The following is a 26,628-nucleotide window of genomic DNA, read 5'->3' as shown; positions in this document are numbered from 1 at the left end:
GAGACATGATGACCAAGACCCTGAAATGTATCTCGCCCGTCGACGGGCAGGTCTATGCCGAACGCGAGGCGCTGAGCGCCTCCGACGCGCAGGCGCTGGCCGCAGGCCTGCGCGCCGCGCAGCCGGCATGGGCCGAGCGCCCGCTGTCCGAGCGTATCGCGCTCGTCGAGGCGGGCATCGCCAAGCTCAACGAGATGAAAGACCTCGTAGTCGAGGAGCTCGCGTGGCAGATGGGCCGCCCGACCCGCTATGGCGGCGAATTCGGCGGCATGAACGAGCGCGCGGGCTACATGGCCTCGATCGCCGAAGAGGCGCTGGCCCCGATGGTGGTCGAGCAGAGCGACAGCTTCCTGCGCCAGATCGCGCGCGAACCCGTAGGCGTCGTCTTCATCATCGCGCCGTGGAACTACCCCTACATGACGGTGATCAACTCGCTGGTCCCGGCCCTGATCGCGGGCAACACGGTGATGTTGAAGCACGCGACGCAAACGATGCTGGTGGGCGAACGCATCGCCGAAGCCTTCCACGCGGCGGGCGTGCCGCAGGACGTGTTCCAGAATGTCTACCTCACGCATGAGGTGTCGGAAGAGTTGATGGGCGCGAAGGCGTTCGATTTCGTCAACTTCACCGGCTCGGTCGGCGGCGGTCGCGCGGTGGAGCGCGCGCTGGCGGGCACCTTTACCGGGTTGGGCCTCGAGTTGGGCGGCAAGGATCCGGGTTACGTCGCCGCAGACGCCGACCTGGACGCGGCGGTCGACGGTTTGATGGATGGTGCGCTGTTCAACGCGGGCCAGTGCTGCTGCGGGATCGAGCGAATCTACGTCCATGCGAGCCTCTACGACGCTTTCGTCGAAAAGGCCGCAGCCTGGGCAAGCAAGCTGACCCTGGGCAATCCGTTCGAGCCGGAAACGACCCTCGGCCCGATGGCGAACAAGCGTTTCGCCGAAGTGGTGCGCGGCCAGATCGAGGACGCGATCACCGATGGCGCGAAGCCGCTGCTCGATCCTTCGTTGTTCCCGGCAGACGATGGCGGCGCCTATCTCGCGCCGCAGATCCTCGTCGACGTGAACCACGAGATGCGCGTGATGCGCGAGGAAAGCTTCGGTCCCGTCGTCGGCATCATGCCGGTGAAGGATGACGAGGAAGCCATCGCCGCGATGAACGATTGCGACTACGGGCTGACCTGCTCGATCTGGACCGCCGATCCGGCCCGCGCCGAGGCGATGGGCAAGCGGCTGCAGACCGGCACCGTCTTCATGAACCGCTGCGACTATCTCGACCCGGCGCTGTGCTGGACCGGCTGCAAGGAAACGGGCCGTGGCGGCTCGCTCTCGGTGCTGGGCTATCACGCGCTGACGCGTCCGAAATCCTACCATCTCAAGAAGGTGACGAAATGACTGCCCCCACCGCAAACTGGTCCTATCCGACTACGATCAAGTTCGGCCCCGGCCGGATCTCGGAACTGGCCGATCACTGCAAATCCGTGGGCATGAACAAGCCGCTTCTGGTGACCGACAAGGCGCTGGCGGCGCTGCCGATCACCGCCGGGGCGCTCGACGTTCTGGACGGCGCGGGTCTGGGCCGCGCGGTTTTCTCCGAGGTCGATCCGAACCCGAACGAGGGCAACATGGCCGCCGGGATCGAGGTCTATAAAGCGGGCGGCCATGACGGCGTGATCTGCTTCGGCGGCGGCTCGGCGCTCGACCTGGGCAAGATGATCGCGCTGATGGCGGGGCAGGACAGCTCGCTCAGCGTCTGGGATCTGGAAGATATCGGCGACTGGTGGACGCGCGCCAATGGCGACGCCATCGCGCCGATCATCGCGGTACCGACGACCGCCGGGACCGGCTCGGAGGTCGGGCGCGCGGGCGTTCTGACCAATTCCGAGACTCACAAGAAGAAGATCATCTTCCACCCGAAGCTGATGCCCGCGATCACGATCTGCGATCCGGAGCTGACGGTCGGCATGCCGCCCTTCATCACGGCGGGCACCGGGATGGACGCGCTGGCGCATTGTCTCGAGGCGTTCTGCAGCCCTCATTACCACCCGATGAGCCAGGGTATCGCGCTTGAAGGGATGCGGCTGGTCTTCGAGAACCTGCCGCGCGCCTTCACGACGCCGGACGATCTGGAAGCGCGCGCCAACATGATGTCGGCGGCGGCGATGGGGGCGGTGGCCTTCCAGAAGGGGCTCGGCGCGATCCACTCGCTCAGCCATCCGGTCGGCGCGGTCTACGGCACCCATCACGGCACGACCAATGCCTGCGTGATGCCGATGGTGCTCGACTTCAACCGCGCCGCCATCGAAGAGCGGATCAACCGCGCGGCGGCTTACCTTGGCATCCCGGGCGGCTTCGACGGCTTCAAGGCCCGCATCGAAAGCCTGCGCACCGAACTGTCCATCCCGGCTAACCTGACCGAGATGGGCGTGAAGCGCGAGGATCTCGACATGCTGGTCGAGATGGCACTGGAAGATCCGTCCTGTGGCGGCAATCCGGTCGAGATGACCGTCGACAATACCCGCGCGCTCTACGAGGCGTGCCTATAAAATCTGCGTGCGGGGGCCGGAAGGTCGTCGCACGCGCCTGCGGCTCACGCATCTGTGGCTCGTGTTGATAAGTAAATTGACTGCATGATCAATCTTGCCAAAATTCTGTTACAAGACCCGCATAAAGGGTCGCCGATGCCGGAGCCAACCGGACGGCACAATCGTCGAAAGACATAGTTCGGGGGACAGGACCGCATGATGCGGCACCGCCCTCCATCAACGGGGAGAGACCTGAATATGACCTTCAAGTTCCGTTATCTTGCGGCAGCCAGCGCGATGGCCCTCGCTGCCAGCACCGGCGCCAGCTTCGCCGACAGCATGGATGACCTCTACGCCGCCGCTAAGGAAGAAGGCAGCCTGACCACGATCGCGCTGCCGCATTCGTGGTGCAACTACTCGGGCGTGATCGACGGCTTCAAGAAGAAGTACCCCGGGATCACCGTGAACGAGCTGAACCCCGATGCGGGCTCGGCCGACGAACTCGAGGCGATCCGCGCCAACAAGGACAACAAGGGTCCGCAGGCGCCCGACGTGATCGACGTCGGTCTTTCCTTCGGCCCGGCGGCCAAGGACGAAGGTCTGATCCAGCCCTACAAGGTCTCGACCTGGGACACGATCCCGGACAGCGCCAAGGATTCCGAAGGCTACTGGTACGGTGATTATTACGGTGTGCTGTCGTTCGCGGTGAACAAGGACATCGTCGACAACGTGCCGCAGGACTGGTCGGATCTGCTCAAGCCGGAATACGCGAACTCGGTGGCTCTGGCGGGCGATCCGCGCGCCTCGAACCAGGCGATCCTCGGCGTTCTGGCCGCGGGCGTCGCAGCAGGCGGCGAGCCGGGCAAAGCCTCGGGTGAAGCTGGCCTGAAGTACTTCGCCGAGATGAACAAGAACGGCAACTTCGTGCCCGTCATCGGCAAGACCGGGACGCTCGCACAGGGCGCGACCCCGATCGTCATCGAGTGGGACTATAACGCTCTGGCCGGTCGCGACACGCTGAACGGCAACCCGCCGGTCGACGTCGTCGTGCCGAAATCGGGCGTGGTCGCCGGTGTCTACGTTCAGGCGATCTCGGCCTACGCGCCGCACCCGAACGCAGCCAAGCTCTGGATGGAATACCTCTATTCGGACGAAGGTCAGCTCGGCTGGCTGGAAGGCTATTGCCACCCGATCCGCTTCAACGACCTGTCGGCCAACGGCAAGGTTCCGCAGAAGATGCTCGACGCGATGCCTCCGGCGGAAGGCTATGCCAAGGCGATCTTCCCGTCGCTCGACGCGCAGGCTGCGAACAAGGAAGTCGTGACCGGCGGCTGGGACAGCGTCGTCGGCGCGAACGTCCAGTAACCGAACCGGCATAAGAAAACGCCCCGCGCTTGATCGCGCGGGGCGACTTTATTGGAATTTCTGTAAGGCGAGGCCCGATGCAAAGCCGCAAGCTGCCGCTGACTTGGGTGGGGATGGTTCCCTTCACGCTCTTCGCGCTTTTGTTCCTGATCGCCCCGACGATGTATATCGTGGTGGGCGCGTTCCGGACGAGTGACGGGGGTTTCACGCTGTCGAACCTCGTGAACCTGTTTCAACCGACGATCCTCGCGAGCTATTGGATTTCTATCAGGATCAGCCTCGCCACTGCGCTTGTAGGCTGCCTGATCGGGTTCGCGCTCGCTGCGGCCGTCACGCTGGGCGGCCTGCCGAAATGGCTGCGCGGTCCGGTGATGACCTTCTCGGGCGTGGCCTCGAACTTCGCGGGCGTGCCGCTGGCCTTCGCCTTTCTCGCGACGCTGGGACGTCTGGGGCTCGTGACCGTGCTGCTGAAGTCGTGGTTCGGCTTCAACATCTACACGCACGGCTTCAACCTGCTCAGCTTCTTCGGTCTGACGATCACCTATCTGTTCTTCCAAATCCCGCTGATGGTGTTGATCATCACCCCTGCGCTGGACGGTCTGAAGCGCGAATGGAAAGAGGCGGCGAGCATCCTCGGCGCGACCGGCTTCCAGTATTGGCGCATCGTCGCGCTGCCGATCCTCTGGCCCTCGCTGCTGGGTACGCTGGCGCTGCTGTTCGCCAATAGCTTCGGTGCGGTGGCGACGGCCTATGCGCTCACCGGTTCGTCGATGTCGATCGTGCCGATCATGCTTTACGCGCAAATCCGTGGCGATGTGCTGCAGGACCCGCATCTGGGCTACGCGCTGGCCTTCGGGATGATCGTCATCACCGGCCTAGCCAACCTCGCCTATGTCTGGCTGCGCGTACGCTCGGAAAGGTGGATGCGATGAAATCCAAGAAACTCTGGTCATGGCTCGCGCTGGCGTTCGGGGCGCTCTATTTCGCCCTGCCGCTGCTCGGTACGCTGGAATTCTCGCTGCGGGCGCGGCGCGGGGTGTATTCGCTCGACGCTTACCGCTCGGTGCTGGCCGATCCGCAATTCCGCGAGACCTTCAGCTACTCCGTCGTGATGGCGATCTTCACGATCCTCGTGGGGGCGCTGATCGTGGTGCCGACCGCCTATTGGGTGCGGTTGCGCCTGCCGCATTGGCGCCCGGTGGTTGAGTTCATCACGCTGCTGCCGCTGGTGATCCCGCCGATCGTGATCGTTTTCGGCTATATCCGGCTCTATAACACGTCGTCGATCCTGCCGCTGACCGGCACGACGACGGGCACCAATGTCCTGCTGATGCTGGGCTATGCCACGCTCTCGCTGCCCTACATGTATCGCGCCGTCGATACCGGCCTGCGCACCATCGATGTCGGTACGCTGACCGAGGCGGCGCAAAGCCTCGGCGCGGGATGGAGCACGATCCTTGCCCGCGTCATCCTGCCGAACGTGCTGGTCGCGGTGCTCTCGGGCGCCTTCATCACCTTCGCTATCGTCATCGGCGAGTTCGTCCTCGCCTCGCTCCTCAACCGGCCGGCCTTCGGCCCCTACATGCAGCTGACCGGCGCGAACAAGGCTTACGAGCCCGCCGCGCTTGCGGTGATCGCCTTCTCGATCACCTGGATCTGCATGGGGCTCATTCAACTCGTCACCCGGTTTTCCAAACATACGAACGCAAAGCGGTAACCCATGGCCTCTCTCGAGATCGAACATCTGGAAAAATCCTTCGGCGCGAACCGCGTGGTGAAGGATTTCAACCTCTCCATCGAAGAGGGCGAATTCATCTCGCTCCTTGGCCCGTCGGGCTGCGGCAAGACGACGGTGCTGCGGATGGTGGCAGGCTTCGAGTCCCCCTCGGGCGGTGCGATCCGCATCGGCGGGCAGGACGTGACGCATATGGGGGCGAACCAGCGCAATATCGGTATGGTGTTCCAGGCCTACGCGCTGTTTCCCAACCTGACAGTCGCGCAGAACGTGGGCTTCGGGCTGCGCGTGGCGAAACGTCCGCGCGCTGAGATCAAGGCACGTGTCGCCGAGATGCTGTCGCTGATCGGCCTGCCCGATCTGGGCAATCGCTACCCGTTCCAGCTGTCGGGCGGACAACAGCAGCGTGTGGCGCTCGCACGGGCGCTCGCGATTCAGCCGCGCGTGCTGCTGCTGGACGAGCCGCTCTCCGCGCTCGATGCCAAGATCCGCGTGAGCCTGCGTGAGGAAATCCGCGACATTCAGCGACGTCTGGGCATCACGACGATCTTCGTCACCCACGATCAGGAAGAGGCGCTGTCGATCTCGGATCGTGTGGTGGTGATGAATGGTGGCGTCGCCGAGCAGATCGGTGCGCCTTTCGAAATCTACAATCAGCCGAAGACCCGGTTCGTCGCGCAATTCGTGGGCACGCTGAACGCGCTGGAGGCCGAGGTGGCCGATCCCGCGCGGGGCGCATTGCGGGTCGGCGATACCGAGGTGATCCTCTCCGAACCGGTCACCATGGGGCAGGGGACTCCGGTGACGCTGGCCGCACGGCCCGAGGTTCTGGCCTTGGGCCGCCGCGAGGGCAATGACACGGTGTTCACCGGGCGGATCGTCGAGACGCATTTCCTCGGCTCGATCCTGCGGGTGAAAATGGAAGTGGAAGGGCAGCTCATCGCGCTCGACACGTTCAACCGCCCCGGCAACCCGCCGCCCAAGGTCGGCACCGAAGCCGAGGTCAGCGTAGCGAGCCGTGATCTGCTGGTTCTTGCCGACTGACGAGGCAAAACCGGTCCTGCGCTCCTCATTTCTTCAGGTTTCCGGACCCGGACGCCCCTCTGCCGCGTTGCCGATAGAACACTACGTGCGGCCGATGCAGAAGGATGAAGATGGAGTGGCTTGTCGACCATAATCAGGTTGTGAGCATCGCGGTGCAGATCGTCACCGCGTTCGTCTGGCTGGTCTACCTGCAACTTCTACTGCAGAATTTTCGGCGTGAACGGCGCTCGAAACTGCTGCTCACCCGGGTTGCGGGCGGCCACGAACGCGGGCATCTGATGCTTGGCAATATGGGTGCCGAGCCAATCTTCGTGAAAGCGCTTCTCGCCGATCTCGTGGTCGACGGGAAAACCTATCACTCGATCGCCAGCGACTCCGGCGGCTTCGCTCCTTTCGGGGATTCCCAACCCGACGAGTCGATCAAGGGCCCGTTGAACACTGCGGAGTACCGGGATCTGGGCCGGATTTCAGATCTCGTGGATGTCGCACTGGAATTCTCCAGCCTGCCTGACGACGCGAAAGAGATGGAAACCGTGGTATTCACCGTTCTGGCGGAAAGCAGTCGCGACAATATCCTCGTCGCCGGACGCCTCTCTCTCGACGTTTATAACGCCGGGGAGCATCAACGCTTCTTGCCGCAGAGCCTGTCGACCGAGCAGCTGCGCAGTTTTCGCAAGCGTCGGGAACTGGCGTCGCGGCTGGAGGAGATGCTGGAGCAGGAAGCCCGCGCCTACCTGACCGGCGAAGACGGCAAACGCCGGGGGCGCGGCGCCGAGTTGGGGCAGCTACGCCTGAAACAACGCGGCGACGGGCGCCAAACAAAGGCTCCGCACGAGGCCGCTGAATGAAGTGGACAGATACCTCAGTTTAACCCACCCGACCAAGACGCGCCGTTCCGGTTTTCGTCGCCAAAGGAGACAACATGTTCAACTGGATTACCGGCGTTATCGCGTCCTTCGGCTATTTCGGCATCGCGGGGCTGATGTTGCTGGAAAACGTGTTTCCTCCGATCCCGTCGGAGCTGATCATGCCGCTCGCGGGGTACATGGCGGCGCAAGGGAAATTCTCGCTGATCGGTTTGATCGTCGCGGGGACGATCGGCTCGGTCATCGGGGCGCTTCTCTGGTACTGGATTGGTCTGAAGATCGGGATCAAGCGTCTGTGTCACCTCTCGAGCCGCCACGGTCGCTGGATCGGCATCACCCCCCGCGACATTACCCGGACCAAGAAATGGTTCGACAAGCACGGCTGGGCAGCGGTGTTCTTCGGGCGGATGCTGCCCGGCGCGCGTACGCTGATCTCGGTGCCGGCTGGCATGGCGCGGATGCCCTTCCTGCCGTTCCTCGCCTACACCACGGTGGGCAGCGCGCTCTGGACGGCATTGCTGACCGTTGCGGGCTATCTGCTCGGAAAGCAGTACAGCGAAGTCGCAAGCTGGGTGAACCCGGTCTCGACCGGCGTGATCGTGATCCTCGTCCTGCTCTACATCTACCGCGTGATTACCTGGAAGCCGCTGGAAGACCCCGACGAGTCGAGCGGCGCCATGCCGTCACGCGAGAGCTGATCGGCGAAGCAAGCGCCATACCTCGGCTGCCTTTCGCCATCTCGCGTTGGCAAGAACGCGGCAAAAGGCTTATATGCCCGGCAAGACGTTAAAGAAGGACACGCCGTGGCAATCCACCTGCATCAAAACGACCTTCCCGACGGGCTCGATCTCGGTCCCGTCGTGGCCATCGACTCCGAAACGATGGGCCTTGACCCGCGCCGCGACCGGCTCTGCCTCGTGCAGCTTTCGGCGGGCGATGGCGACGCGCATCTGGTGAAGATCGCCCAAGGTCAGACCGAAGCGCCGAACCTGTGCCGCATGCTGGCCGATCCGTCGGTGGAGAAGCTGTTCCACTTCGCGCGCTTCGATGTGGCGGCCCTCTACAACGCATTCGGGGTTGAGACGAAGCCGGTCTTCTGCACCAAGATCGCCTCGAAAATGGTGCGGACCTTCACCGATCGCCACGGGCTCAAGGTGCTGGTGCAGGAGCTTGTCGGCGTCGACATTTCCAAGCAGCAGCAAAGCTCGGACTGGGGCGCGGCGGAGCTGACCGACGCGCAAATGGAATATGCGGCTTCGGACGTGCTTTACCTGCACCAGATCAAGGCTGAACTGGTCAAGCGGCTGGAGCGCGAGAACCGGATCGGGCTGGCGCAGGCCTGTTTTGATTTCCTGCCGACGCGTGCGAAGCTCGATCTGCTGGGCTGGGATGAACCCAATGACATCTTCCACCACTGATTATTCCGACATCGCCCGCCGCGTGATCGGCATCGAGGTCGCCGGGCTCGAAGCCTTGGCGGCGAGCCTCGATGGCGAGTTTTCGCGCGCGGTGGCGATGATCCTCGAGACCGAGGGGCGCGTGATCGTTTCCGGCATGGGGAAATCGGGCCATATCGGGCGCAAGATCGCGGCGACGCTGGCCTCGACCGGGACGCCCGCGCATTTCGTCCATCCGGCAGAGGCGAGCCACGGCGATCTGGGCATGGTCACCCGGCACGATCTGGCGCTGGTGCTGTCCAATTCCGGCGAGACGCCGGAGCTGGCCGACCTGATCGCCCATACCCGGCGTTTCCGGATTCCGCTGATCGGAGTGGCGAGCCGCCCGGACTCGACCCTGTTGCGGCAATCGGATCTCGCGCTGGTGCTGCCCAAGGCCGAGGAAGCCTGCGGGACGGGCGTGGTGCCCACGACCTCGACGACGATGACGCTCGCGCTGGGCGATGCGCTGGCCGTCGCGCTGATGGAGCACCGCGAATTCACCGCCGAGCATTTCCGCACGTTCCATCCCGGCGGCAAGCTGGGCGCGCGCCTGTCGAAAGTCTCGGACCTGATGCATCGCGATATGCCGCTTGTCGCGGAAGACACGCCGATGCCCGATGCGCTCTTGATGATGAGCCAGAAGGGCTTCGGTGTCGTCGGCGTCACCGATGAGGCGGGCCGTCTGACCGGGATCGTCACCGATGGCGATTTGCGGCGTCACATGCAGGGGCTGCTGGAGCATAAGGTCTCGGAAGTGATGACCGCCAATCCGCGCACCATCGCGCCGGAGCAACTGGCCGAGGCTGCGGTGGCGCAGATGAACGAGCGCAAGATCACCGCGCTTTTCGTCGTCGAAGATGAGAAACCCGTGGGCTTCTTGCAGATCCACGACTGCCTGAGGGCCGGGATCGTCTGATGATGTACGACAATAGCCATACGCGACTGGTGAACTGGGCGAAGATCGTCCTGCCGCTGCTCGCGCTGGCGCTGTTGTCGACGATCTTCCTCGTTTCACGTCGGATCGATCCGAGCGCCGCGATCCCTTATGCCAAGGTCGATGTCGAGAAACTCGCGCGCGAAAATGCGGTCACCCGGCCCGAATATTCCGGCGTGACCGATACCGGCGCGACGCTCTCGGTGACCGCAGCAATGGCGCGCACGCAGCCCGCGCAGGACCAGGGCGCGAGTGCCGATCAGGTCGCGGCGAAGCTGACCGCACCCGATGGCCATGTGACCGATCTGAGCGCGAATGAGGGTCTATTCCAGCCCAATTCGAACCGGATCGATCTGACCGGCAAGGTCGCGATGCAGACCTCGGACGGCTACCGGGTGAACTCCGACAAGGTCGAGTTGCAAACCGATAGCAGTATCCTGACCTCGCCCGGCCCGATCCATGGGACGTCCCCTTTCGGAACGCTCGATGCGGGCTATATGCAGATCGTCCCGACGGCGGATGGCAGCAGTCACGATCTTGTTTTCAAACAGGGTGTGAAGCTGGTATATCAGCCGCAACAATGAGGGTGTGGATGTTTCGAGCGCGTTTTTTCACCGCCTGTGCGATGGCGGTTTCGTTCCCGGTTCTCTTGATGGCGCAAAGCGTCGATTTCGGCGGGCTGCGCGCCGACAAGACCGCCCCGGTCGAGGTCACGGCCGACTCGCTCAACGTCGATCAGCAAAGCGGCCAGGCGGTGTTCTCCGGCAATGTAGAAGTCACCCAAGGCGATATGCATATGAAAGCGGCCGAGCTTGAGGTGTTCTACGCCAGCGACAAACGCTCCGAGATCACGAAGCTGCATGCGACCGGCGGTGTCACGCTGGTCTCGCCCACCGAAGCCGCCGAGGCAGAGGAAGCCGTGTACGACGTGAAGGCGGGCACCGTCGTGATGACGGGCAAGGTTCTTCTGACCCAAGGCAACAACGTGATGTCGGGCAACAAGCTCAATGTCGATCTGAGCACCGGCACGGGCACGATGGATGGACGTGTCCGCACGCTTCTGAAGCCCGCCGGGAGCAAGTGATGGTCGAGGATGCCGCCAAGAGCGACGCCGGGTTGGCCCCGGTCGCGGGTCACGGCGGTTTGCAGATCCGCGGGCTGCGCAAGAGCTACAAGCGCCGCCCCGTGATTCGCGATGTCTCGCTCGATCTGTCGCGCGGCGAAGTCGTGGCGCTTTTGGGGCCCAACGGTTCCGGGAAAACCACCTGTTTTTACAATATCGCCGGGCTGATCCGTCCCGATGCGGGCGAGGTGCTCATCGACGGACGCGATGTGACGGGCCTGCCGATGTATCGCCGCGCGCGGCTCGGGATCGGCTATCTGCCGCAGGAAGCCTCGATTTTCCGCGGGCTTTCGGTCGAAGAGAACATCATGGCGGTTCTCGAGGTCGCCGTGCCGGACCCGCACACGCGGCGGGAACGTCTGGAGGAGCTGCTGGGCGATTTCTCGATCGGCCACCTGCGCCACGCGCCCGCGCTGGCGCTGTCGGGCGGTGAACGCCGTCGCTGCGAAATCGCGCGCTGTCTGGCCGCCGATCCGAAATATCTGTTGCTCGACGAGCCTTTCGCGGGCGTCGATCCGATCGCGGTGTCGGAGATTCGCGCCCTCGTCGGTCAGCTCAAGGATCGCGGTATCGGGGTTTTGATCACGGATCACAACGTCCGCGAAACGCTCGAGATCGTGGATCGGGCCTACATCCTGCATGACGGGACGGTGCTGATGTCGGGCACCGCAGAAGAGGTTGTGCAGGACGAAAACGTGCGCCGCGTCTATCTCGGGCAGCATTTCCGCATCCTCTGAGCATGCTCTACGGATCGCCCAAGCGACTCCGACCCTCGGCAGTTTTGCACCGCAGCGAGGGTCACCCGTTGACACCCCCTGCGATCCATCCCCAAATACATAGGAGATGCGTGATGTTCGCCCCCACTCCCCGGGCGCGCTTGCGGCCCCCGAGAGGGGTCCGGCGCGCGAAAGGTCCCCGAAAGAGGGCCCGGGCGAATTCAGACTCGACGCGACTTTTCAAGAGATTAACCGGCCCGAAACACCTCAGCCCCAAGGCTGGGGTCACTGGCCCAATGCGTGAAGGAGGAAATCCATGCGTTACCAAATCACCGGCAAACAAATCGATGTCGGAGAGGCCCTGCAATCTCACGTCAAGTCGGAGCTGGGCGAAGTCGCCGAGAAATACATGCAGCGTCCCACCGACGCGCAGATCACCTTCTCGCGCGATGCGCATGAATATATCTGCGAAGCGACGGTGCACCTGTCGACCGGGCTGACCGCCTCGGCCAAGGGGCATGCCACCGAAATCTACGCGGCCTTCGATGCGGCCCGCGAAAAGATGGACAAGCAACTGCGGCGCCACAAACGCAGATTGAAAGATCATCACCGCGACCGTGCCGAACCAGTTGAATTCGAAGCTGCAGGTCTATATGTGCTCGCCTCGGAAGAGGATGACGATACCGGCGAGACGCGCGAAGGCGCTCCGATGATCGTAGCCGAGATGGAAACCAAGGTTCCCACGCTCTCGGTCGGTGAAGCGGTCATGCAGATGGAGCTGTCCGACGCGTCGCTACTCGTCTTCCGCAACGAGAAACATGGCGGGGTCAACGTCGTTCATCGGCGTGAAGACGGCAATGTCGGCTGGATCGACCCGCGCAACAGCAAATGAGCGGCCCGGAACGGGCGCGGAGTAGACGAGTTCATGGACCTATCTAAACTTCTCGTGCCTGGCGCGGTCAAAGTGCTGTCGAATGTCACGAGCAAGAAACGCCTGTTTCAAGATCTCGGTGACATCGCGGCGGCGTGCTACAAGATCGACGCCTCGGAAACCGTCGATGCGCTGCAGGAGCGTGAGAGCCTCGGACCGACCGGCGTCGGCCATGGTGTTGCGCTTCCGCATGCGCGGCTCGACGGGCTGAGCGAGGTCGTGGGTGTCTTCCTGCGTCTGGAAAAGCCGCTCGATTTCGACGCGGTGGACCGGCTGCCGGTCGATCTGGTTTTCGCGCTGTTCGCGCCGAAGGATTCCGGCGTCGAGCATCTCAAGGCGCTGGCCCTCGTGTCGCGCACGATGCGCGATCCGGAAACCTGCGAGAAGCTGCGGGCGAATACCGATCCCTCTACGCTGCACGCAGTGCTGACGGAAGCGCAAAGCCGTCAGGCGGCCTGAATCGCTCTCGAATGAAAATCAAAAAGCGCGTCGGTCCTCCCGGCGCGCTTTTTTCATGGCCCAAGATCAGTCTCGCCAGTTTCCGAAGCCGAACTGCATCATGTCGCGCGTATAGGTCTCGCGCGCGGCGGCCTCGAGATCGGGCGTCCAGATATCAGCGAGCTTGATCGCCGCGGTGTCGGTCTCTCCGGGCGCGAACGAAGGCGCCTCCACCCCGGCCATGCTGGCGAGATAGGCGAAGTCCTCGGCCATCCGTTCTTCGCGCACCAGCAGGTCGGGAAGCGCGAACTGGCCGATGCCCTGAAGCGCCGCGGATTGCGTGGCCCAGAGCGTGTTCACCGGAAGGCTCGTCTGGTTCGCGAGATTAGATTTGAGCCAGCCCAAGAAAGCGATCAGCGCCTCGGCGTAGTCGTCTTGCGCGATGCTCTGCCCTTCCTTCGGGATTGGCAGCTTGTAGCTTTGGCGCAGAACGGCGCGCGTCTCGTCCATAGTGTCCCAGTTCAGCACCGCGTTGAACGCCAGATGCGCGCGCATCAGGGGATGGCGTAGCACGGTGAAGCTGCGATGGCCGGAATGTCGACGCTTCCACTGGCGCAGGGTTTTCTGGCTGAACCCTTCGACCAGATCTCCGGTCGCGGCCAGCCAGTCGCGGATCGGCGCATCCATCGCGGGCCGGAGCGGCATATAGAGCAGCCCCGCCTCGCTCGCGATGAAACCGGGCACGCCGGGACCGCGCCGGGGCTCGAAATTCGGGGTCTTCGACAGGTTGAATCGGTCGAGTCGCGCCAGCGACGCCTCCATCCCCGGGAAATTTGCGACCTTTGCCTCCAGCGGCTCCGGGTTCTGCACCTTGAGGTTCTCGGGCAACTGTTTCAGCCGCCCCGAGACGCCCAGCCAATTCGCCAGACCGTTAAGCACTTCGACGGACTGTGCATCTTCATAATCGATATAGAAGGCTGTCTGTCCCGAGCGTTGCAGAGCGTTCAGTAACGTCACCTGAAAATCCTGCAGCCCTTCAAGATGCGCCTCGAATTCCTCCGCATCGAAGCGCGCTTTCGTGGCCTTGCGGTGTTTCGCATCGCCCAGCTTCCATTGGCCCGTCGCGCGCGCGATCATCAGGCTGACATAGCTTTCGATCGGGTTACGGGTCAGCACGATCTTCGCGCATTTCGGATCGCTCACGAAGACCGCCAGCATCCGCGGGTCATGATCGTGGAAATAGCGGCAGCCGTTCAGCCCATCCTGAGACTTGATCGCATTCCACAGCACCAGAGGATTGTCGTCGCGCTGCGCCTTGGTGACTCCCACCAGCTCCTTGCGGTTCGGGTACCCGATCAGCGCCGGGTTGAACGCCTCACCATGGCACCTCACGCCGTCCAGATCGTTCAGCGCGGCTTCCACGAGGTTGGAGCCGGTGCGCATCTCGGCGAAGACGACGAAACTCTCAAACTTGGGCATGGGTTATTTCACCAGATAGGGGCGGCCCCGGCGGACGGCGTCGCGCTGCCCGCTTTGCTCGAGCGGGAAATCCCCCATCACGAGTGGCTGCATCCCCTGGTTCTTGAGATTTTGCAGGAATTGGTTGAACCCCGACAGATCGACCATCTGCGGCGCTTCGGTCAGGCGGCGCGTGGCGCGGGGGCTGATCTCGTCGATGATGGTCTGCAGGGGCTCCATCGGGTTCTCGATGAAATCCGCGACGGTCCAGATCCGCACTCGCGCCTTCACATACATCGAGCGGAGAATATCCAGATGCTCCAGCTCGCGCTTTTGCAGCATCGCGGCCTCGCGCCGGATCGTCGTGAAATTCTCGTTGCGGCGCGACAGCGGCAGGGCCCAGGCCCCGGTGATGACCGAGATTTGCGCATTCGGATCGGTCGCGGTGAACCAGTTATTCGCCTGATTGTCGCGCGGCGAGAACATGTAGCATTGCCGTTCCCCGCGCGAGTTCCAGATCAAGTTCGTCAGGAAGGCACGCGGGTTGTAATCGCGCAGCGCCGCGTTGTCGGTCAGGCAACCGTTGAACATCCGCTCGCCACCCGCGAACTCGGCGCGTTCGGGGGCGAAGAGATGACCGTGAACCCGGGCACCCACGTATTTCGCGAGCCAGCCGTCGAAATTCTCGAAGAGATCCGAGAAGCCGTGGAAGATCGAATAGGGTGCCGAGGTCTTGCCGTTCTCGTGGTCCTTCCTGGGAAAACGGCTTTGCATATAAAGGCCGGGCCGCCCGCGTGTGCGCCGCTCGATCGATTTGGAAAACAGCCGGTCGATCTTGGCCGGGTTCGGCTCTGCCATGACGGACCGCCCGGGGCTTTTGTCGAGGAAGGTCCGATAGAGCTTGTCCGCCTTGGGCCAGATTTTCCGCGCTACGAAACAGTCCGACCGCCGCAGAAGCTGCAGGTGATCGTCGTAGAAGATGTGCGGCTTTCCCTGAAAATCGAACTTGGTCAGCGTCAGCGAGCGGCTCTCGATCGAGGTGGAATAGAGCCTTGCAAGGGTCTGGAAATAGCTCTCATCGGGGATCCAGACGCGCTTGAAGTAGCGGTCGTAAAGCGCGCGATCCGGGTCTTCCAGAATGGCCGACAGGGTCTGGCGCGTCAGGCACCACCACTGGCTGCCCAAGTGCGGCACCAGCCCGTCGGGAATGCGTCGCTTGAAGCCTACGCGGCGCTGGAACTCGACATAGCGGTCGAACATCCGCCGCTGTTTTTTCCACGAGAAGGGGAAGCGCAGCGTGAAGCGTTCGATGTCGATCCCGCCAACCGTCCAGCCGACTTCCGTCGTGGTCACGCTCTCGATGAAATCGGTATAGGGCCGCGCGTCGAGATAGTCGGTCAGCTCGTGCAGCGGGCGCAGCGGCAGGCAGGAGCCCGACGCCAGATAGACGTGGCGCACGTCGGCATGCAGTGCCAGCATCTGTTCGGCCGCAGCTTGGCTGGCGGCGACCAGCGACCACGTGCCCCACTCGCATTTGTAGCGCCGCGAGAAAGAGACATTCTCCAGATCGGCGAGCATCTTCTTGAAGCCGTTATAGTCATGCGCGGTGACGCGGGCATCGACATGGATCACCACGGGCGATCCGCCCTCCGACCAGAACCGCGCGACCTGCGCGGCCCGGTCGAGCGCGGTGTGGCACATCATGATGAATCCGACCGTCACGAGACCTGTTTCCTCACGCCCAATTGCCCTTCGACATCAGCCCGAGGATTTCGAGCTGGCGCCAGTTGATATATTTCTCCGACCATTTGCACCACAAATCGGGCTCTTTTGAGATCGTGCGGGCATAGGCGTGATATTCGCGCGAGCCTGCGTAATGCTGTTTGCGCTCCAACTCTTCCTCGACCTTGTCGGTCAGCGGCGAGAGGAACTTCGCGTGCAGCAGGCACCCCGAGACCATCTCTCCGCCGATCGTGTCGTAGACCTGGTTGAGGCCGCGCGGCAGCAGCGCATGGGTCGAGGAGATATAGACATTCCCGCGCTCCCATTTGACGAGCGGTATCTTGTTGAGCGAGGGGGCCTTCTTCGGCGCGTCGGGAAAAAAGATGCGTGCCCGCGGTCCGCCCTGGATCCACAGATTATTGGTCTCGGAGTTCTGCGAGATCATGTAATTGCCCGCATCGAACCAGCAGGCCAGATCGAACGGGTTCTGCCCCTCGCGATAGGGCTGCGCGTCGATCGGTCCTTTCGGATACATATCGAGCAGCATCGCCGGGAAAGACCGGATGCCATAGGTATCGAGCCAGTCGGTCAACGCCTGAATGGGCCGCGTGTCGCAGAACGGGTAGACGAAGAACTCGTCCGGATCGAGCGTCAGCGTCCAATGCCCGGTGCCGTATTTGCGCAGCAGCCAGTTCATCCAGTCGACGCCGAAATTCGACGCCTTGTAAGACGCCTCCGTGCGCCAGACCGAGCAATCCTCCTGCTGCGCGAGATACTCGGCGCTGCCGTCGTCGCTGCCATTGTCGACAAACAGGAAGTGGCCGACTCCCATCTCGCGGTAATAGCGCAGGAAATAGGGCAGGCGGATGCGTTCGTTGCGGGCGGTGACGAAGACGAGGATATCCTCGGGGTGGATGTCGCCGGTGCGATCGGAATAGAGAGAGAGTTCGCGGCTTTTCCGGAAAGCCCGAATCTGCCGAATTCTGCGCTTGCGGCGCAGTCTGGCGATTTCTCTCAGTCCCAATATCCGTCCCTCTTCGACGTCGCGGTCATTTCGTGCCGCTTCGGTCCCGTGATGCTCGTATCGTAGTTTTCAAATCGTTAAAGGTCGCCCGGTTCAAATCAGCAAGTTTTTAACGGGTTATCAATATCTTCCGATACTTACCCGGTTTGCTTGCAACTGAGAAGCCCGCGCTTCACGCTCACGTCAGTATTGTTGCCCCCAAGTCAACAAATTTACATCCACCCGCCGCGCGACATCAGCCCCTGAGCCTCCAGTTGTCGCCAGTCGCCGAGCCGCGTCGAATGCGGCGTCCAGAGTTCCGGATCGGCGGCCAGCGCGTCGTAATACTGGTCGAATTCCGCGGGCTGGCCGAAATGCTCGCCGCGTGATTTCTCCTCCTTCGACTTGTCCACGATCTCGTCGAGAAACTTCGTGTGCAGCAGCAGCCCCGAGATGGCCTCGCCGCCCTCCGTGTCGTAAGTCTGGTTCAGGTGGCGGGGCAGCAGCGCATGGGTTGAGTTCAGATAGGCCCACCGGCGATGCCACCGCACCAACGGGATTTTCGACAGGGTCGGCGCTTGCCGGGGGTTGTGGGCAAAAAACGCCCGGGCCCGGGGTCCGCCCTGAATCCACAGCGCGTCGGTCCGGTCCTGCCGGGTCATCATGTAATTCCCGGCATCGAACCACCTCAGGATCTTGCGCGGGTCCTGCCCCGCCTCATAGCGCTGCGCGCCCAGCGGCCCCTTCGGGTAGAGGTCGAGCATCATCGCTGGGAAACAGCGCTGCTCGGACCGGTCGAGCCAGTCGGTCAGCGCGGGCAGGGGGCGACTGTCGTGATAAGGGTAGATCAGCAGCTCATCCGCATCGACGGTCAGGCACCAGCGATCGTGCCCGTAGCGCAGCATCAGCCATGTCACCCAATCGAGCCCGAAACGCGAGGCCCGGTAGCTGCCCGCCGTCTGCCACAGCGAGACGTCGCGCGCTTCCGCCAGCAGCGCGGCGGTGTCATCCGTGCTGCCATTATCGACGATCAGGAAGTGATCGACGCCCAGCTTGCGGTAATGCTTGAGGAAAAAGGGCAGCCGCCGCGCCTCGTTGCGCATGACCGCGAAGGCGAGGATCGCACAGGGCCTTATCTTGCCGGTGCGGTTGGTGACGCTGTCGAGCTGATGCCGCTTGCGCAGGGCGCGCCACAGGAAGTGCTTGCGCTTGAGGCGCAGCCTGTAGCTCTCCCAAAGCTCATGGCGCGATGGCATCCATACTCCTGACCCTGCCTCGGGGTCAGTATTCATACTCTTTCGCCTGATGCCAACGCCATGCATCGGAAATCATGGTGGACAGGTCCGACCGCTTCGGCTGCCAGCCGAGCTCCTCGGTCGCCCGTTTCGAGCCCGACACAAGCGACGCCGCATCGCCCGGTCGACGGTCCCCCTCGACGATCGGAACATCGCGATTGGTTACCGCGCGCGAGGCGTCGATCACTTCGCGCACCGAGAACCCGTTGCCAGAGCCGAGGCAGAAGACCCGCGAGGGTTTGCCATCCTCGAGCCATTTCAGACCCAGCACATGCGCATCGACCAGATCGGAGACATGCACGTAATCGCGGATGCAGGTGCCGTCGCGCGTCGCGTAATCCGAGCCGAACACGGTCAGCGCCGGGCGTTTGCCCGCGATCGCGTCGAGCATCAGCGGGATCAGATGCGTCTCGGGGATGTGCTGCTCGCCGACTTCTGCGTCGGGATCGGCGCCCGCCACGTTGAAATAGCGAAAGATCACGGAGTTCATCCCGTGGCTCGCGCCGAAATCGCGCAGCATATCTTCGATGGCGCGTTTCGATCCGCCATAGGCGTTGATCGGGCGCTGTTCTGTGTTCTCATCCAGCACCACCCCGTCCTGATCGCCGTAGGTCGCACAGGTCGAGGAGAAGACGAAGTTGCGGCAGTCTGCATCGACGGCCGCCTCGATCAGGTTCAGCGCGCAATTCACGTTGGTGCGCCAATATTTCGCCGGATCTTTCATCGAGTCGCCGACGAGGCTGAGCGCCGCGAAATGCATTACAGCGATGGGCTGATACTTGGCGAAAACCTCGTCGAGCCGGGCACGATCGGCCAGCTCGCCCTCCTCGACGGGGCCGAATTTCACCGCTTCTTTCCAGCCGGTCGAGAAATTGTCGAAACAGACCGGGACGTAGCCCGCCGCGGCCAGCGCCTTGCAGGCGTGCGAGCCGATATAGCCCGCACCGCCCGTCACCAACACATGCTTCATCGCTTACTCGGCAGCCTGCCGCATCGCGGAGAGATCGGAGAGATACTCGCCGAACTCGTCCTTCAGATCCGGGCGCTGGAGGCCGAAGGCCACCGTTGCCTGCAGGAAGCCCGCTTTCGATCCGCAATCGTAACGTTGGCCGTCGAAGCGATAGGCGTAGACCGAGTTGCCGCCGTGGATTTCCTGCGCGATGGCGTCGGTCAGCTGGATCTCTCCACCGGCTCCCGCCTTGCGCGCATCGAGGTTCCACATGATCCGCGGGGTCAGGATGTAACGACCGATCACCGCGAGGTTCGAGGGCGCATCTTCGGGCTTGGGCTTCTCGACCATGCCATTGACGGGCAGGCGCGGACCGTCGCCCGGGCCCACATCCAGAACACCGTAGGAGGCGGTCTTGTCGGCGGGGACTTCCATCGCCGCGACATAGTTCCCGCCGGTCTCGTTATAGGCTTCCATCATCTGCTGCAGACAGGGCTTGTCGGCGGCGATGACGTCGTCGGTCAGGATCACGGCGAAGGCTTCGTCATGCACCAGACGGCGCGCGCACCAGACCGCATGGCCCAGACCCAGCGGCTGGTTCTGGCGGACATAGGCAATCGCGCCGCTATCCATGTTGGTCTTCTTCAACTCGTCGAGAATCTCGGTCTTGCCCTTCTGCGAGAGCGCGCTTTCGAGCTCGGGGGCGTTGTCGAAGTAATCCTCGAGCGCAGATTTGCCGCGCGAGGTGACGAAGATGAATTCCTCGATACCGGCCGCGCGCGCCTCGTCGATGGCATATTGGATAAGCGGGCGGTCCACCAGCGTGAGGATCTCTTTCGGGATCGACTTCGTCGCGGGCAGGAAGCGGGTTCCGAGGCCGGCCACCGGGAAGATCGCCTTCGTCACCTTGCTTTTCATTCGTCACCTATAGGGTTGCTACGATCAAATCGTCAGAAGTTGGTTTATTGTGTCCCCAAAGCCTCAATCCAACAAGGGACCGGTTTTCGCGTTGAGCACTCCAAAAGGAAGAAATGCTGCAAACGCGAAAATTGTTTCGTTCAACGCCGTGAAAATTCGCGGTTTACGCGTGTTCGGCGATAAATCGCCGCAGTCAGGGGAGCTGCATCTGCTGCATCATGGATTCTATCCGGGCCACGTCTGATGGATTGTTGAGTTCCCAGAATTGCCGTCCGCGCGCCTCGACTTCTGTGCAGAGCACTGCACGCCCGTTCTCTAGGAAACGCAATTGCTCCAGCCCTTCGAGAGTCTCCAGAGGCCCGATCGGCCAGCCTGCATAGGCCGCCAGCGTGTCCGGTCGGTAAGCATAGACGCCCACATGGTGGAACACCGGCGTCGGGGCTTCGTCCGCGTAACTCTCGGAGGTGAATGGAATGACCTCTTTCGAGAAATAGAGCCCGCGATTGCCTGCGCCGAACACCGCCGTGGTGCCGCCCACCCGCCCGTTCTGGCGATCTTCCAGCAGGCTTTTCAGCATTGCGCCCTCGCAGCGCAGCACCGGGGTCGCGAGTTCGGCCCAGTCATTGGCGCGCAACCCCGTCACGAGGTCTTCGATGAACCAAGCGGGAGTCAGCGGCGCGTCGCCTTGCAGGTTCACCACGATATCGTAGTCACCGCCAAGAGTTGCGGCAGCTTCGGCGCAGCGCTCGGTCCCGTTGCGGCAGCTCTCCGAGGTCATCACCACCTCCGCGCCGAAGGCCTGGCAGGCGTCGCTGATACGGGCGTCATCGGTGGCCACCACGACCCGGTCGACGCCGCCGACCTGCGTCGCCGCCTCCCAGCTGCGCTGGATCAGGGTCTTTTTCTCGCCCGTGGCGCCGGTCAGTTCGACCAGCGGCTTGCCGGGATAACGGCTCGACGCGTAGCGCGCCGGAATGACGATGAGGACAGACATCACTTCACCAGCAGAACGCCGGGAGCGTAGGCGATGAAGAACGGGTTCTCGAAGCCAGGCTTGCCATAGGTGAAGGGCGCATGATCTTCGAAGCGGATCATCTCGCCGCCTGCGCCGCGCAGAACCGCGTCACCTGCCGCCGTGTCCCATTCCATCGTGCGGCCCAGACGTGGATAGAGGTCTGCCTCGCCCGTCGCGACAAGGCAGAATTTCAGCGACGACCCGGCCGAGGCCATATCCTTCACCGCGTATTTGCCGATGTATTCGTCGGTCGCCTGATCGCGATGCGATTTCGACGCAACCACCATCAGACCGCGATTGTCGGGCATCGAAACCGTGATCGGCTGCTGCTTGCCGGGGCGCTCCTTGTCGAAGGGGCCGTCTTCTTCGACCGCGCGGCCCTCGGCCAGTGTGTAGAACAGCCGCCCCTTGGCGGGCGCATAGACCACGCCACGCACCGGCTTGCCATTCTCGACATAGGCGATGTTGACGGTGAAATCGCCGCGGCGCTTCACAAATTCCTTCGTGCCGTCGAGCGGATCGACGATGAGGAAGGTCGACACCTCCTGCGAATGGCTCGCGGCCTGCTCCTCGGTGACGAGCGGCACGTCGGGAAATTCGGCGCGCAGCCCGGCGGAGATCAGCGCGTCGGCGGCCTCGTCGGCTTCGGTCACCGGCGAGTTGTCCGACTTCGACTTCACCTCGAAATCCGGCGAGTCGTAGATCTCCATTATCTTGTCGCCTGCCTCGAGCGCCAGTCGCCGCATCACTCGCATCAGATGTTCGAAATCCATCGTCACGCCTCTCCCGGCCTTGTTAAGGCCCAATTGCTATGCTCCAACTCCCCCCTTATGATGCGGCGACAAGGGTTGAGCAAGCAATCCGACCTAGCTTGGGCCGCAACGCGCCCGAATCGGCAGGAACATGTTCAGACCGGAGACGAAAGCGACCAAGCTCGGGACGACCTTCAGCCTGCTGGAGTTGATCTACCATGCGACCGTGCGCAATCTGCGCAAGACCCACGGCAATGCGTTGATCGGCCTGCTGCTGAACATGGTCCAGACGATGATGCTGGTCATTTCTTTCTACGTCATGTTCAGCATATTGGGGATGCGGTCCAGCTCGGTGCGCGGCGATTTCCTCCTCTACATCATGACCGGCATTTTCCTCTACATGACCCATACCAAGACCCTGGGCGCGGTCTTCGGATCTGAGGGGCCGACCTCGGCGATGATGAAACACGCGCCGATGACCACCGCGGTCTCGATCTCCGCGGCGGCGCTGAGCGCGCTCTACATCCAGGTGCTGTCGATGGTGACAGTGCTCTACATCTACCATGCGGCCTTCAAGCCGATCGAGATCTACGATTGGGTCGGTGCCTTCGGGATGGTGTTGCTGGCGTGGTTCACGGGGCTCGCGGTCGGGGTTGTGCTGTTGGCGGCGAAGCCCTGGGCGCCCGAAGTGGTGGGCGTGATCCAGCAGGTCTACACCCGTGCCAACATGATCGCCTCGGGTAAGATGTTTCTCGCGAACAATCTGCCGCACAAGATGCTGATCCTGTTCAACTGGAACCCGCTGTTCCACACGATCGATCAAGCGCGCGGCTTCACCTTCATCAATTACAATCCGCATTTCTCGAACTGGGAATATCCGCTCTATGTCGGGCTAGCGATCCTGATGATCGGCCTTCTGGGCGAATTCTACACGCGTCAATACGCCTCGATCAGCTGGGGGGCGCGGCGTTAGTGCCTTTTCAGGCAGGCTCGTTTCGAAAAGGAGCGCTGTTATGGCCGCGAATACCATCCGAACGATTGGCCTCGGTCTGGCCCTTGCGATGAGTTCTGCCGGATCCGTTCTGGCAGAGGACTTTCCCCACTACGCGGCGGTCACCGGCGTCGCTGCCGACGATGTTCTCAATCTCCGGGCGGAGCCGACCGCATCGGCGCCCATCCTAGGCACATTGTCCCCCGGAGCGACAGGCATCGAGATAACGGGCGCATCCGCGGACGAAAAATGGCTGAGGTTGAATGTCGATGGACGCACGGGGTGGGCTGCGGCGCGATTTCTCAAGGACGTTCCGATGCCGCCGTGGTGGACCGAACAGGTGCCGCTCGCCTGTTCCGGGACGGAGCCGTTCTGGTCGCTGCGCTACGCGCCGGGGCTCTTTCGGTTCGAGATGGCGGGGGAGGCTGCGCAAAACCTCGATGTCGAATGGTCAGGGGCTCCGCAAAACGGAAAGGCCGAGACGGTGGGGATGAAACTGTCGGGAAAAGGCACGGAGGGCTTCGTGGTGTTCAAGGGCGGCACGTGTTCCGATGGCATGAGCGATGCGCTTTACGCGATCGGGCTCGATCTCTTCCTGAAGACATCCGCAGGTCGTCGCGCGCTGACCGGATGCTGCCGCCTCGACTGATCAGACTTTACGGATCGTGTCGCCGGGATCGAGGGTCGGCTCCAGCTCGATCACCTCGCCGCCGATCATCCCGCTTTGCGAGCGACCCGAAATGATCTGCGCCGCCTTGCGCCCGATCTCGGCCCGGCAGGCATTCATCGTGGCGAGCCGCACCGACAGACCGTCGAGCAGTTCGAGCCCGTTGAACCCCGCGAGACCCATCTTGCCGGGCACGTCGATCCCATTGTCGAGGCACCAAAGCAGACCGCCTGCGCCGATCATGTCGTTCGAGTAATAAAGGAAATCGAGATCGGGCGAGCGCTTGAGCATCGTCTCCGTCATCTCGCGCCCTTTCGCGAGTGCCGATCCCCCGCCGTAGAACTCGGTATCGGCCAGTTCGATCCCCGCCTTGGCGAGCCCTTCCTTGAACCCTTCGAGCCGTTTGCGCGCCCGGTGATCCTCGGGCATTTTCGTCCCGAGGAACCCGATCTTGCGATAGCCCGCGGCGATGATTGCCTCGGCCATGTGCAGCCCGGCGCGGCGATGCGAGATACCGACGACCGAGTCGATCCCCTCACCATCGACATCCATGATCTCGACCACCGGAATGCCCGCGTTCTGCAGCATCGCGCGAGAGGCGGGCGTGTGTTCGACCCCCGCGATGATCACCCCCGAGGGGCGCCACGAGAGCATCTCATAGAGAACCTGCTCTTCCTTCTCGGGCGAGTAATTCGTCACGCCCACGACCGGCTGCAGCCCGGTATCCTCAAGCTCGTCGGATACGCTCGACAGGACTTTCGGGAAGACGAGGTTCGACAGCGACGGGATGATCACGGCCACGAGGTTCACCCGCTGCGAGGCGAGCGCGCCGGCGATCTTGTTGGGCACGTAGCCAAGCGCCTTCGCGGCTTGCAGGACCTTTTCGCGTGTCGCATCAGAGACATCGCCGCGATTGCGCAGCACGCGGCTCACGGTCATCTCGGAGACGCCGGAGGCTTCGGAGACATCGCGCAGGGTCAAGGGGCGGCGGGTTTCGCTGGGGCGGGACAAGGGCAGTTCCTCAAGGTTCACCTCTTGTTAGCGCCAAACATTTCCCTTGCGCAAGCGAATGATGACCAGTATGTTAGCGTTAACGGTTATAGGGTCGGATAATCTCCGCTCGATACCTGGACAGACCCGCGCCACTGTCGGATTCGTCAGGGCGAGGGACGCGAAAGGGGGCGCAGTGGGCCAATTTGCGCTCCCTTTTCTTTCTTCCCAACCAGTTCCCGAATTCACGACCGCACTAGATGCGCGGCATAGCGGCTGCGGTTTTTCGCAGCACCACCGCGATGGACTTGCGCCACAAGCTCTTTGGCGGCATCAAAGGCGCTGTGCGGTCCCGTGGCTCAACTGGATAGAGCAGCCCCCTCCTAAGGGGCAGGTTGCAGGTTCGAATCCTGCCGGGATCGCCAATCAGACATGAAAAAGGCCCGCGCTATGCGGGCCTTTCGTGTTTCTGGTGCGACCGCTCAAACCTCGGTCCAGGATTTGTCCTCGCCCTTGAGGCCGCCGACCATCACGCGGGTCGGAAGGCCCATGCGGTCGAGCTCGGTGAAGAAGGGTTTGGGGTCCATCTCTTCGACGTTCTTCATCGTCTTCGCATCCCAGTCGCCCTGCGCGATCAGGATTGCGGCGGCGACCGGCGGCACACCTGCCGTATAGGAGATGCCCTGCGAGCCGACCTCTTCGTAGGCTTCTTTGTGATCGGCGACGTTATAGACGAAATACTCCACGTCCTTGCCGTCCTTCGTGCCTTTCACCAGATCGCCGATGCAGGTCTTGCCGGTGTAGTTCGGCGCGAGGCTCGACGGGTCGGGCAGCACGGCCTTCACCACTTTCAGCGGCACGACTTCCAGACCCTCGGCGGTTTTCACCGGCTGTTCCGACAACAGGCCGAGGTTCTTCAGCACGGTGAAGACGTTGATGTAGTGATCGCCGAAGCCCATCCAGAAGCGAACGTCGGCTTGCGGATAGTTGGTGGCGAGCGAGTGCACCTCGTCATGGCCCGACTGGTAGGCCTGCGAGGGGCCCACGACGGGCAGATCCCATTCGTGGCCCGAGGCGAACATGCTCGTCTCTTTCCACTGCTGGTCTTCCCAGTAATAGACGACCCCGGTGAATTCGCGGAAGTTGATCTCCGGATCGAAATTGGTCGCGAAATACTTGCCGTGCGAGCCCGCGTTGATGTCGACGATGTCGATCGATCTCACCTCGTCCATCTGGTCGATGGCGAAACGCGCATAGGCGTTCACCACGCCCGGATCGAAGCCCGCGCCGAGGATCGCAGTCACGCCATGTTCGGCGCACAGGTCGCGCTTCTTCCATTCGTAATTGGCATACCAAGGCGGGGTTTCGCAGATCTTGTCGGGCTCTTCATGAATCGCGGTGTCGATATAGGCGGCGCCGGTGGCGATGCAGCCATCGAGGACGTGCATGTTCACGAAGGCGGTGCCGACGTTGATCACGATCTGGGACCCGGTCTTGCGGATAAGCTCGGCGACGGCCTCGGAATCGGTCGCATCCACCGCATGCGCCTCAAACGTGCCCTTGACCTTCATCGCGCCTTTCTCATGCACGCTTTCGATGATCGCATCGCATTTCGATTTGGTGCGCGAGGCGATGTGCAGATCGCCCAAGATGTCGTTGTTCTGCGCGCATTTATGCGCCACGACCTGGGCGACGCCGCCCGCTCCGATGATGAGCACGTTCTTTTTCACTTCGGCTGTCTCCTTTGTTT

The 26,628-nt window shown here is 62.6% G+C and carries 27 protein-coding genes and 1 tRNA gene; 18 read left to right on the top strand and 10 right to left on the bottom strand.

Annotated features, from left to right (window positions below; translation table 11 throughout):
• The first annotated feature begins 8 nt into the window (after positions 1 to 8).
• The 15 genes from DEM26_RS09655 (at position 9) to DEM26_RS09585 (ending at position 13,139) form a co-directional block, all read left to right on the top strand.
• Entirely contained in the window at positions 9 to 1,397 is a 1,389-nt protein-coding gene (locus tag DEM26_RS09655) for an aldehyde dehydrogenase family protein (protein WP_075775451.1), read from the top strand.
• Positions 1,394 to 2,548 (top strand): iron-containing alcohol dehydrogenase, encoded by a 1,155-nt coding sequence (locus tag DEM26_RS09650; protein WP_109172277.1) that lies wholly within the window; start codon positions 1,394 to 1,396, stop codon positions 2,546 to 2,548. Before DEM26_RS09655 ends, DEM26_RS09650 begins: the two co-directional genes overlap by 4 nt.
• 237 nt (positions 2,549 to 2,785) lie before the next feature.
• Entirely contained in the window at positions 2,786 to 3,892 is a 1,107-nt protein-coding gene (locus tag DEM26_RS09645; RefSeq protein WP_088719921.1) for an ABC transporter substrate-binding protein, read from the top strand.
• Positions 3,893 to 3,969: 77 nt separating this feature from the next.
• Positions 3,970 to 4,824 carry an ABC transporter permease gene (locus DEM26_RS09640; protein WP_075775175.1) on the top strand — a complete coding sequence of 285 codons (855 nt, stop codon included), beginning with the start codon at positions 3,970 to 3,972 and terminating at the stop codon, positions 4,822 to 4,824.
• Complete coding sequence (locus DEM26_RS09635; RefSeq protein ID WP_075775176.1) at positions 4,821 to 5,609, top strand: ABC transporter permease; 789 nt, start codon at positions 4,821 to 4,823, stop codon at positions 5,607 to 5,609. The genes DEM26_RS09640 and DEM26_RS09635 overlap by 4 nt, the downstream gene beginning before the upstream one ends.
• A 3-nt stretch (positions 5,610 to 5,612) precedes the next feature.
• On the top strand, positions 5,613 to 6,671 hold the full coding sequence (locus tag DEM26_RS09630) for an ABC transporter ATP-binding protein (protein WP_088723201.1): 1,059 nt from the start codon (positions 5,613 to 5,615) through the stop codon (positions 6,669 to 6,671).
• A gap of 110 nt (positions 6,672 to 6,781) precedes the next feature.
• Entirely contained in the window at positions 6,782 to 7,519 is a 738-nt protein-coding gene (locus tag DEM26_RS09625) for a hypothetical protein (protein WP_075775178.1), read from the top strand.
• Between the two features lie 74 nt (positions 7,520 to 7,593).
• Positions 7,594 to 8,235 (top strand): DedA family protein, encoded by a 642-nt coding sequence (locus tag DEM26_RS09620; RefSeq protein WP_075775179.1) that lies wholly within the window; start codon positions 7,594 to 7,596, stop codon positions 8,233 to 8,235.
• Between the two features lie 105 nt (positions 8,236 to 8,340).
• Complete coding sequence (locus tag DEM26_RS09615) at positions 8,341 to 8,955, top strand: ribonuclease D (protein ID WP_075775180.1); 615 nt, start codon at positions 8,341 to 8,343, stop codon at positions 8,953 to 8,955.
• Positions 8,936 to 9,892: a KpsF/GutQ family sugar-phosphate isomerase gene (locus tag DEM26_RS09610; protein WP_088725266.1), complete on the top strand. Its 957-nt coding sequence runs from the start codon at positions 8,936 to 8,938 to the stop codon at positions 9,890 to 9,892. The genes DEM26_RS09615 and DEM26_RS09610 overlap by 20 nt, the downstream gene beginning before the upstream one ends.
• Positions 9,892 to 10,494 (top strand): LPS export ABC transporter periplasmic protein LptC, encoded by a 603-nt coding sequence (gene lptC, locus DEM26_RS09605; protein ID WP_109172276.1) that lies wholly within the window; start codon positions 9,892 to 9,894, stop codon positions 10,492 to 10,494. The genes DEM26_RS09610 and lptC overlap by 1 nt, the downstream gene beginning before the upstream one ends.
• An 8-nt stretch (positions 10,495 to 10,502) precedes the next feature.
• The gene (gene lptA, locus DEM26_RS09600; RefSeq protein ID WP_109172275.1) at positions 10,503 to 10,994 is read left to right on the top strand and encodes a lipopolysaccharide transport periplasmic protein LptA; all 492 of its coding nucleotides are present in this window, start codon (positions 10,503 to 10,505) and stop codon (positions 10,992 to 10,994) included.
• Positions 10,994 to 11,770: an LPS export ABC transporter ATP-binding protein gene (gene lptB, locus DEM26_RS09595; protein ID WP_075775184.1), complete on the top strand. Its 777-nt coding sequence runs from the start codon at positions 10,994 to 10,996 to the stop codon at positions 11,768 to 11,770. The genes lptA and lptB overlap by 1 nt, the downstream gene beginning before the upstream one ends.
• A 295-nt stretch (positions 11,771 to 12,065) precedes the next feature.
• Positions 12,066 to 12,641 carry a ribosome hibernation-promoting factor, HPF/YfiA family gene (hpf, locus tag DEM26_RS09590; protein ID WP_075775185.1) on the top strand — a complete coding sequence of 192 codons (576 nt, stop codon included), beginning with the start codon at positions 12,066 to 12,068 and terminating at the stop codon, positions 12,639 to 12,641.
• Between the two features lie 33 nt (positions 12,642 to 12,674).
• Complete coding sequence (locus DEM26_RS09585; protein WP_075775186.1) at positions 12,675 to 13,139, top strand: PTS sugar transporter subunit IIA; 465 nt, start codon at positions 12,675 to 12,677, stop codon at positions 13,137 to 13,139.
• Positions 13,140 to 13,205: 66 nt separating this feature from the next.
• Here DEM26_RS09585 and DEM26_RS09580 read toward each other — a convergent pair whose 3' ends face one another.
• The 8 genes from DEM26_RS09580 to cysQ all read right to left on the bottom strand — a co-directional run bounded on the left by DEM26_RS09580 (position 13,206) and on the right by cysQ (position 22,251).
• Positions 13,206 to 14,597: a nodulation protein NodH gene (locus DEM26_RS09580; RefSeq protein ID WP_109172274.1), complete on the bottom strand. Its 1,392-nt coding sequence runs from the start codon at positions 14,595 to 14,597 to the stop codon at positions 13,206 to 13,208.
• A gap of 3 nt (positions 14,598 to 14,600) precedes the next feature.
• Complete coding sequence (locus tag DEM26_RS09575; RefSeq protein WP_088725263.1) at positions 14,601 to 16,298, bottom strand: DUF5927 domain-containing protein; 1,698 nt, start codon at positions 16,296 to 16,298, stop codon at positions 14,601 to 14,603.
• Positions 16,299 to 16,311: 13 nt separating this feature from the next.
• On the bottom strand, positions 16,312 to 17,322 hold the full coding sequence (locus DEM26_RS09570) for a glycosyltransferase family 2 protein (RefSeq protein ID WP_109172273.1): 1,011 nt from the start codon (positions 17,320 to 17,322) through the stop codon (positions 16,312 to 16,314).
• 212 nt (positions 17,323 to 17,534) lie between these two features.
• Positions 17,535 to 18,557, bottom strand: coding sequence for a glycosyltransferase family 2 protein (locus DEM26_RS09565; RefSeq protein ID WP_109172272.1), 1,023 nt, complete (start codon positions 18,555 to 18,557; stop codon positions 17,535 to 17,537).
• A 25-nt stretch (positions 18,558 to 18,582) separates the two neighbouring features.
• Positions 18,583 to 19,566 (bottom strand): UDP-glucose 4-epimerase GalE, encoded by a 984-nt coding sequence (gene galE, locus DEM26_RS09560; RefSeq protein WP_109172271.1) that lies wholly within the window; start codon positions 19,564 to 19,566, stop codon positions 18,583 to 18,585.
• A gap of 3 nt (positions 19,567 to 19,569) precedes the next feature.
• Positions 19,570 to 20,463 (bottom strand): UTP--glucose-1-phosphate uridylyltransferase GalU, encoded by an 894-nt coding sequence (gene galU, locus DEM26_RS09555; RefSeq protein ID WP_075775192.1) that lies wholly within the window; start codon positions 20,461 to 20,463, stop codon positions 19,570 to 19,572.
• Between the two features lie 193 nt (positions 20,464 to 20,656).
• The gene (gene kdsB / locus DEM26_RS09550) at positions 20,657 to 21,457 is read right to left on the bottom strand and encodes a 3-deoxy-manno-octulosonate cytidylyltransferase (RefSeq protein ID WP_088723193.1); all 801 of its coding nucleotides are present in this window, start codon (positions 21,455 to 21,457) and stop codon (positions 20,657 to 20,659) included.
• Complete coding sequence (cysQ, locus tag DEM26_RS09545) at positions 21,457 to 22,251, bottom strand: 3'(2'),5'-bisphosphate nucleotidase CysQ (RefSeq protein WP_075775194.1); 795 nt, start codon at positions 22,249 to 22,251, stop codon at positions 21,457 to 21,459. The genes kdsB and cysQ overlap by 1 nt, the downstream gene beginning before the upstream one ends.
• A gap of 130 nt (positions 22,252 to 22,381) precedes the next feature.
• Here cysQ and DEM26_RS09540 point away from each other — a divergent pair, with 130 nt between their 5' ends.
• Both DEM26_RS09540 and DEM26_RS09535 read left to right on the top strand, forming a co-directional pair.
• Positions 22,382 to 23,203, top strand: coding sequence for an ABC transporter permease (locus tag DEM26_RS09540; protein WP_075775195.1), 822 nt, complete (start codon positions 22,382 to 22,384; stop codon positions 23,201 to 23,203).
• Between the two features lie 40 nt (positions 23,204 to 23,243).
• The gene (locus DEM26_RS09535) at positions 23,244 to 23,870 is read left to right on the top strand and encodes an SH3 domain-containing protein (protein WP_109172270.1); all 627 of its coding nucleotides are present in this window, start codon (positions 23,244 to 23,246) and stop codon (positions 23,868 to 23,870) included.
• Here the strand turns inward: DEM26_RS09535 and DEM26_RS09530 are convergent, their stop codons facing one another.
• Positions 23,871 to 24,899 carry a LacI family DNA-binding transcriptional regulator gene (locus DEM26_RS09530; protein ID WP_109172269.1) on the bottom strand — a complete coding sequence of 343 codons (1,029 nt, stop codon included), beginning with the start codon at positions 24,897 to 24,899 and terminating at the stop codon, positions 23,871 to 23,873.
• A 327-nt stretch (positions 24,900 to 25,226) separates the two neighbouring features.
• Here DEM26_RS09530 and DEM26_RS09525 point away from each other — a divergent pair.
• A tRNA-Arg gene (locus tag DEM26_RS09525) sits at positions 25,227 to 25,303 on the top strand.
• 57 nt (positions 25,304 to 25,360) lie between these two features.
• Here the strand turns inward: DEM26_RS09525 and DEM26_RS09520 are convergent.
• Complete coding sequence (locus DEM26_RS09520) at positions 25,361 to 26,608, bottom strand: saccharopine dehydrogenase family protein (protein ID WP_109172268.1); 1,248 nt, start codon at positions 26,606 to 26,608, stop codon at positions 25,361 to 25,363.
• Positions 26,609 to 26,628 lie beyond the last annotated feature (20 nt).

The organism is Thioclava sp. NG1 (assembly GCF_003122275.1).
Classification (GTDB): Bacteria; Pseudomonadota; Alphaproteobacteria; order Rhodobacterales; family Rhodobacteraceae; genus Thioclava; species Thioclava nitratireducens.
The sequence above is the reverse complement of the archived record's forward strand: the minus strand, read 5'-3'. Positions and strand labels throughout refer to the sequence as shown.

Bases quoted from the DNA above. Each gene is read 5' to 3' on its own strand.
- DEM26_RS09655 (WP_075775451.1), top strand. From the start codon at position 9: ATGACCAAGACCCTGAAATGTATCTCGCCCGTCGACGGGCAGGTCTAT.
- DEM26_RS09650 (WP_109172277.1), top strand. From the start codon at position 1,394: ATGACTGCCCCCACCGCAAACTGGTCCTATCCGACTACGATCAAGTTC.
- DEM26_RS09645 (WP_088719921.1), top strand. From the start codon at position 2,786: ATGACCTTCAAGTTCCGTTATCTTGCGGCAGCCAGCGCGATGGCCCTC.
- DEM26_RS09640 (WP_075775175.1), top strand. From the start codon at position 3,970: ATGCAAAGCCGCAAGCTGCCGCTGACTTGGGTGGGGATGGTTCCCTTC.
- DEM26_RS09635 (WP_075775176.1), top strand. From the start codon at position 4,821: ATGAAATCCAAGAAACTCTGGTCATGGCTCGCGCTGGCGTTCGGGGCG.
- DEM26_RS09630 (WP_088723201.1), top strand. From the start codon at position 5,613: ATGGCCTCTCTCGAGATCGAACATCTGGAAAAATCCTTCGGCGCGAAC.
- DEM26_RS09625 (WP_075775178.1), top strand. From the start codon at position 6,782: ATGGAGTGGCTTGTCGACCATAATCAGGTTGTGAGCATCGCGGTGCAG.
- DEM26_RS09620 (WP_075775179.1), top strand. From the start codon at position 7,594: ATGTTCAACTGGATTACCGGCGTTATCGCGTCCTTCGGCTATTTCGGC.
- DEM26_RS09610 (WP_088725266.1), top strand. From the start codon at position 8,936: ATGACATCTTCCACCACTGATTATTCCGACATCGCCCGCCGCGTGATC.
- lptC (WP_109172276.1), top strand. From the start codon at position 9,892: ATGATGTACGACAATAGCCATACGCGACTGGTGAACTGGGCGAAGATC.
- lptA (WP_109172275.1), top strand. From the start codon at position 10,503: ATGTTTCGAGCGCGTTTTTTCACCGCCTGTGCGATGGCGGTTTCGTTC.
- lptB (WP_075775184.1), top strand. From the start codon at position 10,994: ATGGTCGAGGATGCCGCCAAGAGCGACGCCGGGTTGGCCCCGGTCGCG.
- hpf (WP_075775185.1), top strand. From the start codon at position 12,066: ATGCGTTACCAAATCACCGGCAAACAAATCGATGTCGGAGAGGCCCTG.
- DEM26_RS09585 (WP_075775186.1), top strand. From the start codon at position 12,675: ATGGACCTATCTAAACTTCTCGTGCCTGGCGCGGTCAAAGTGCTGTCG.
- DEM26_RS09580 (WP_109172274.1), bottom strand. From the start codon at position 14,597: ATGCCCAAGTTTGAGAGTTTCGTCGTCTTCGCCGAGATGCGCACCGGC.
- DEM26_RS09565 (WP_109172272.1), bottom strand. From the start codon at position 18,557: ATGCCATCGCGCCATGAGCTTTGGGAGAGCTACAGGCTGCGCCTCAAG.
- galE (WP_109172271.1), bottom strand. From the start codon at position 19,566: ATGAAGCATGTGTTGGTGACGGGCGGTGCGGGCTATATCGGCTCGCAC.
- galU (WP_075775192.1), bottom strand. From the start codon at position 20,463: ATGAAAAGCAAGGTGACGAAGGCGATCTTCCCGGTGGCCGGCCTCGGA.
- kdsB (WP_088723193.1), bottom strand. From the start codon at position 21,457: ATGTCTGTCCTCATCGTCATTCCGGCGCGCTACGCGTCGAGCCGTTAT.
- cysQ (WP_075775194.1), bottom strand. From the start codon at position 22,251: ATGGATTTCGAACATCTGATGCGAGTGATGCGGCGACTGGCGCTCGAG.
- DEM26_RS09540 (WP_075775195.1), top strand. From the start codon at position 22,382: ATGTTCAGACCGGAGACGAAAGCGACCAAGCTCGGGACGACCTTCAGC.
- DEM26_RS09535 (WP_109172270.1), top strand. From the start codon at position 23,244: ATGGCCGCGAATACCATCCGAACGATTGGCCTCGGTCTGGCCCTTGCG.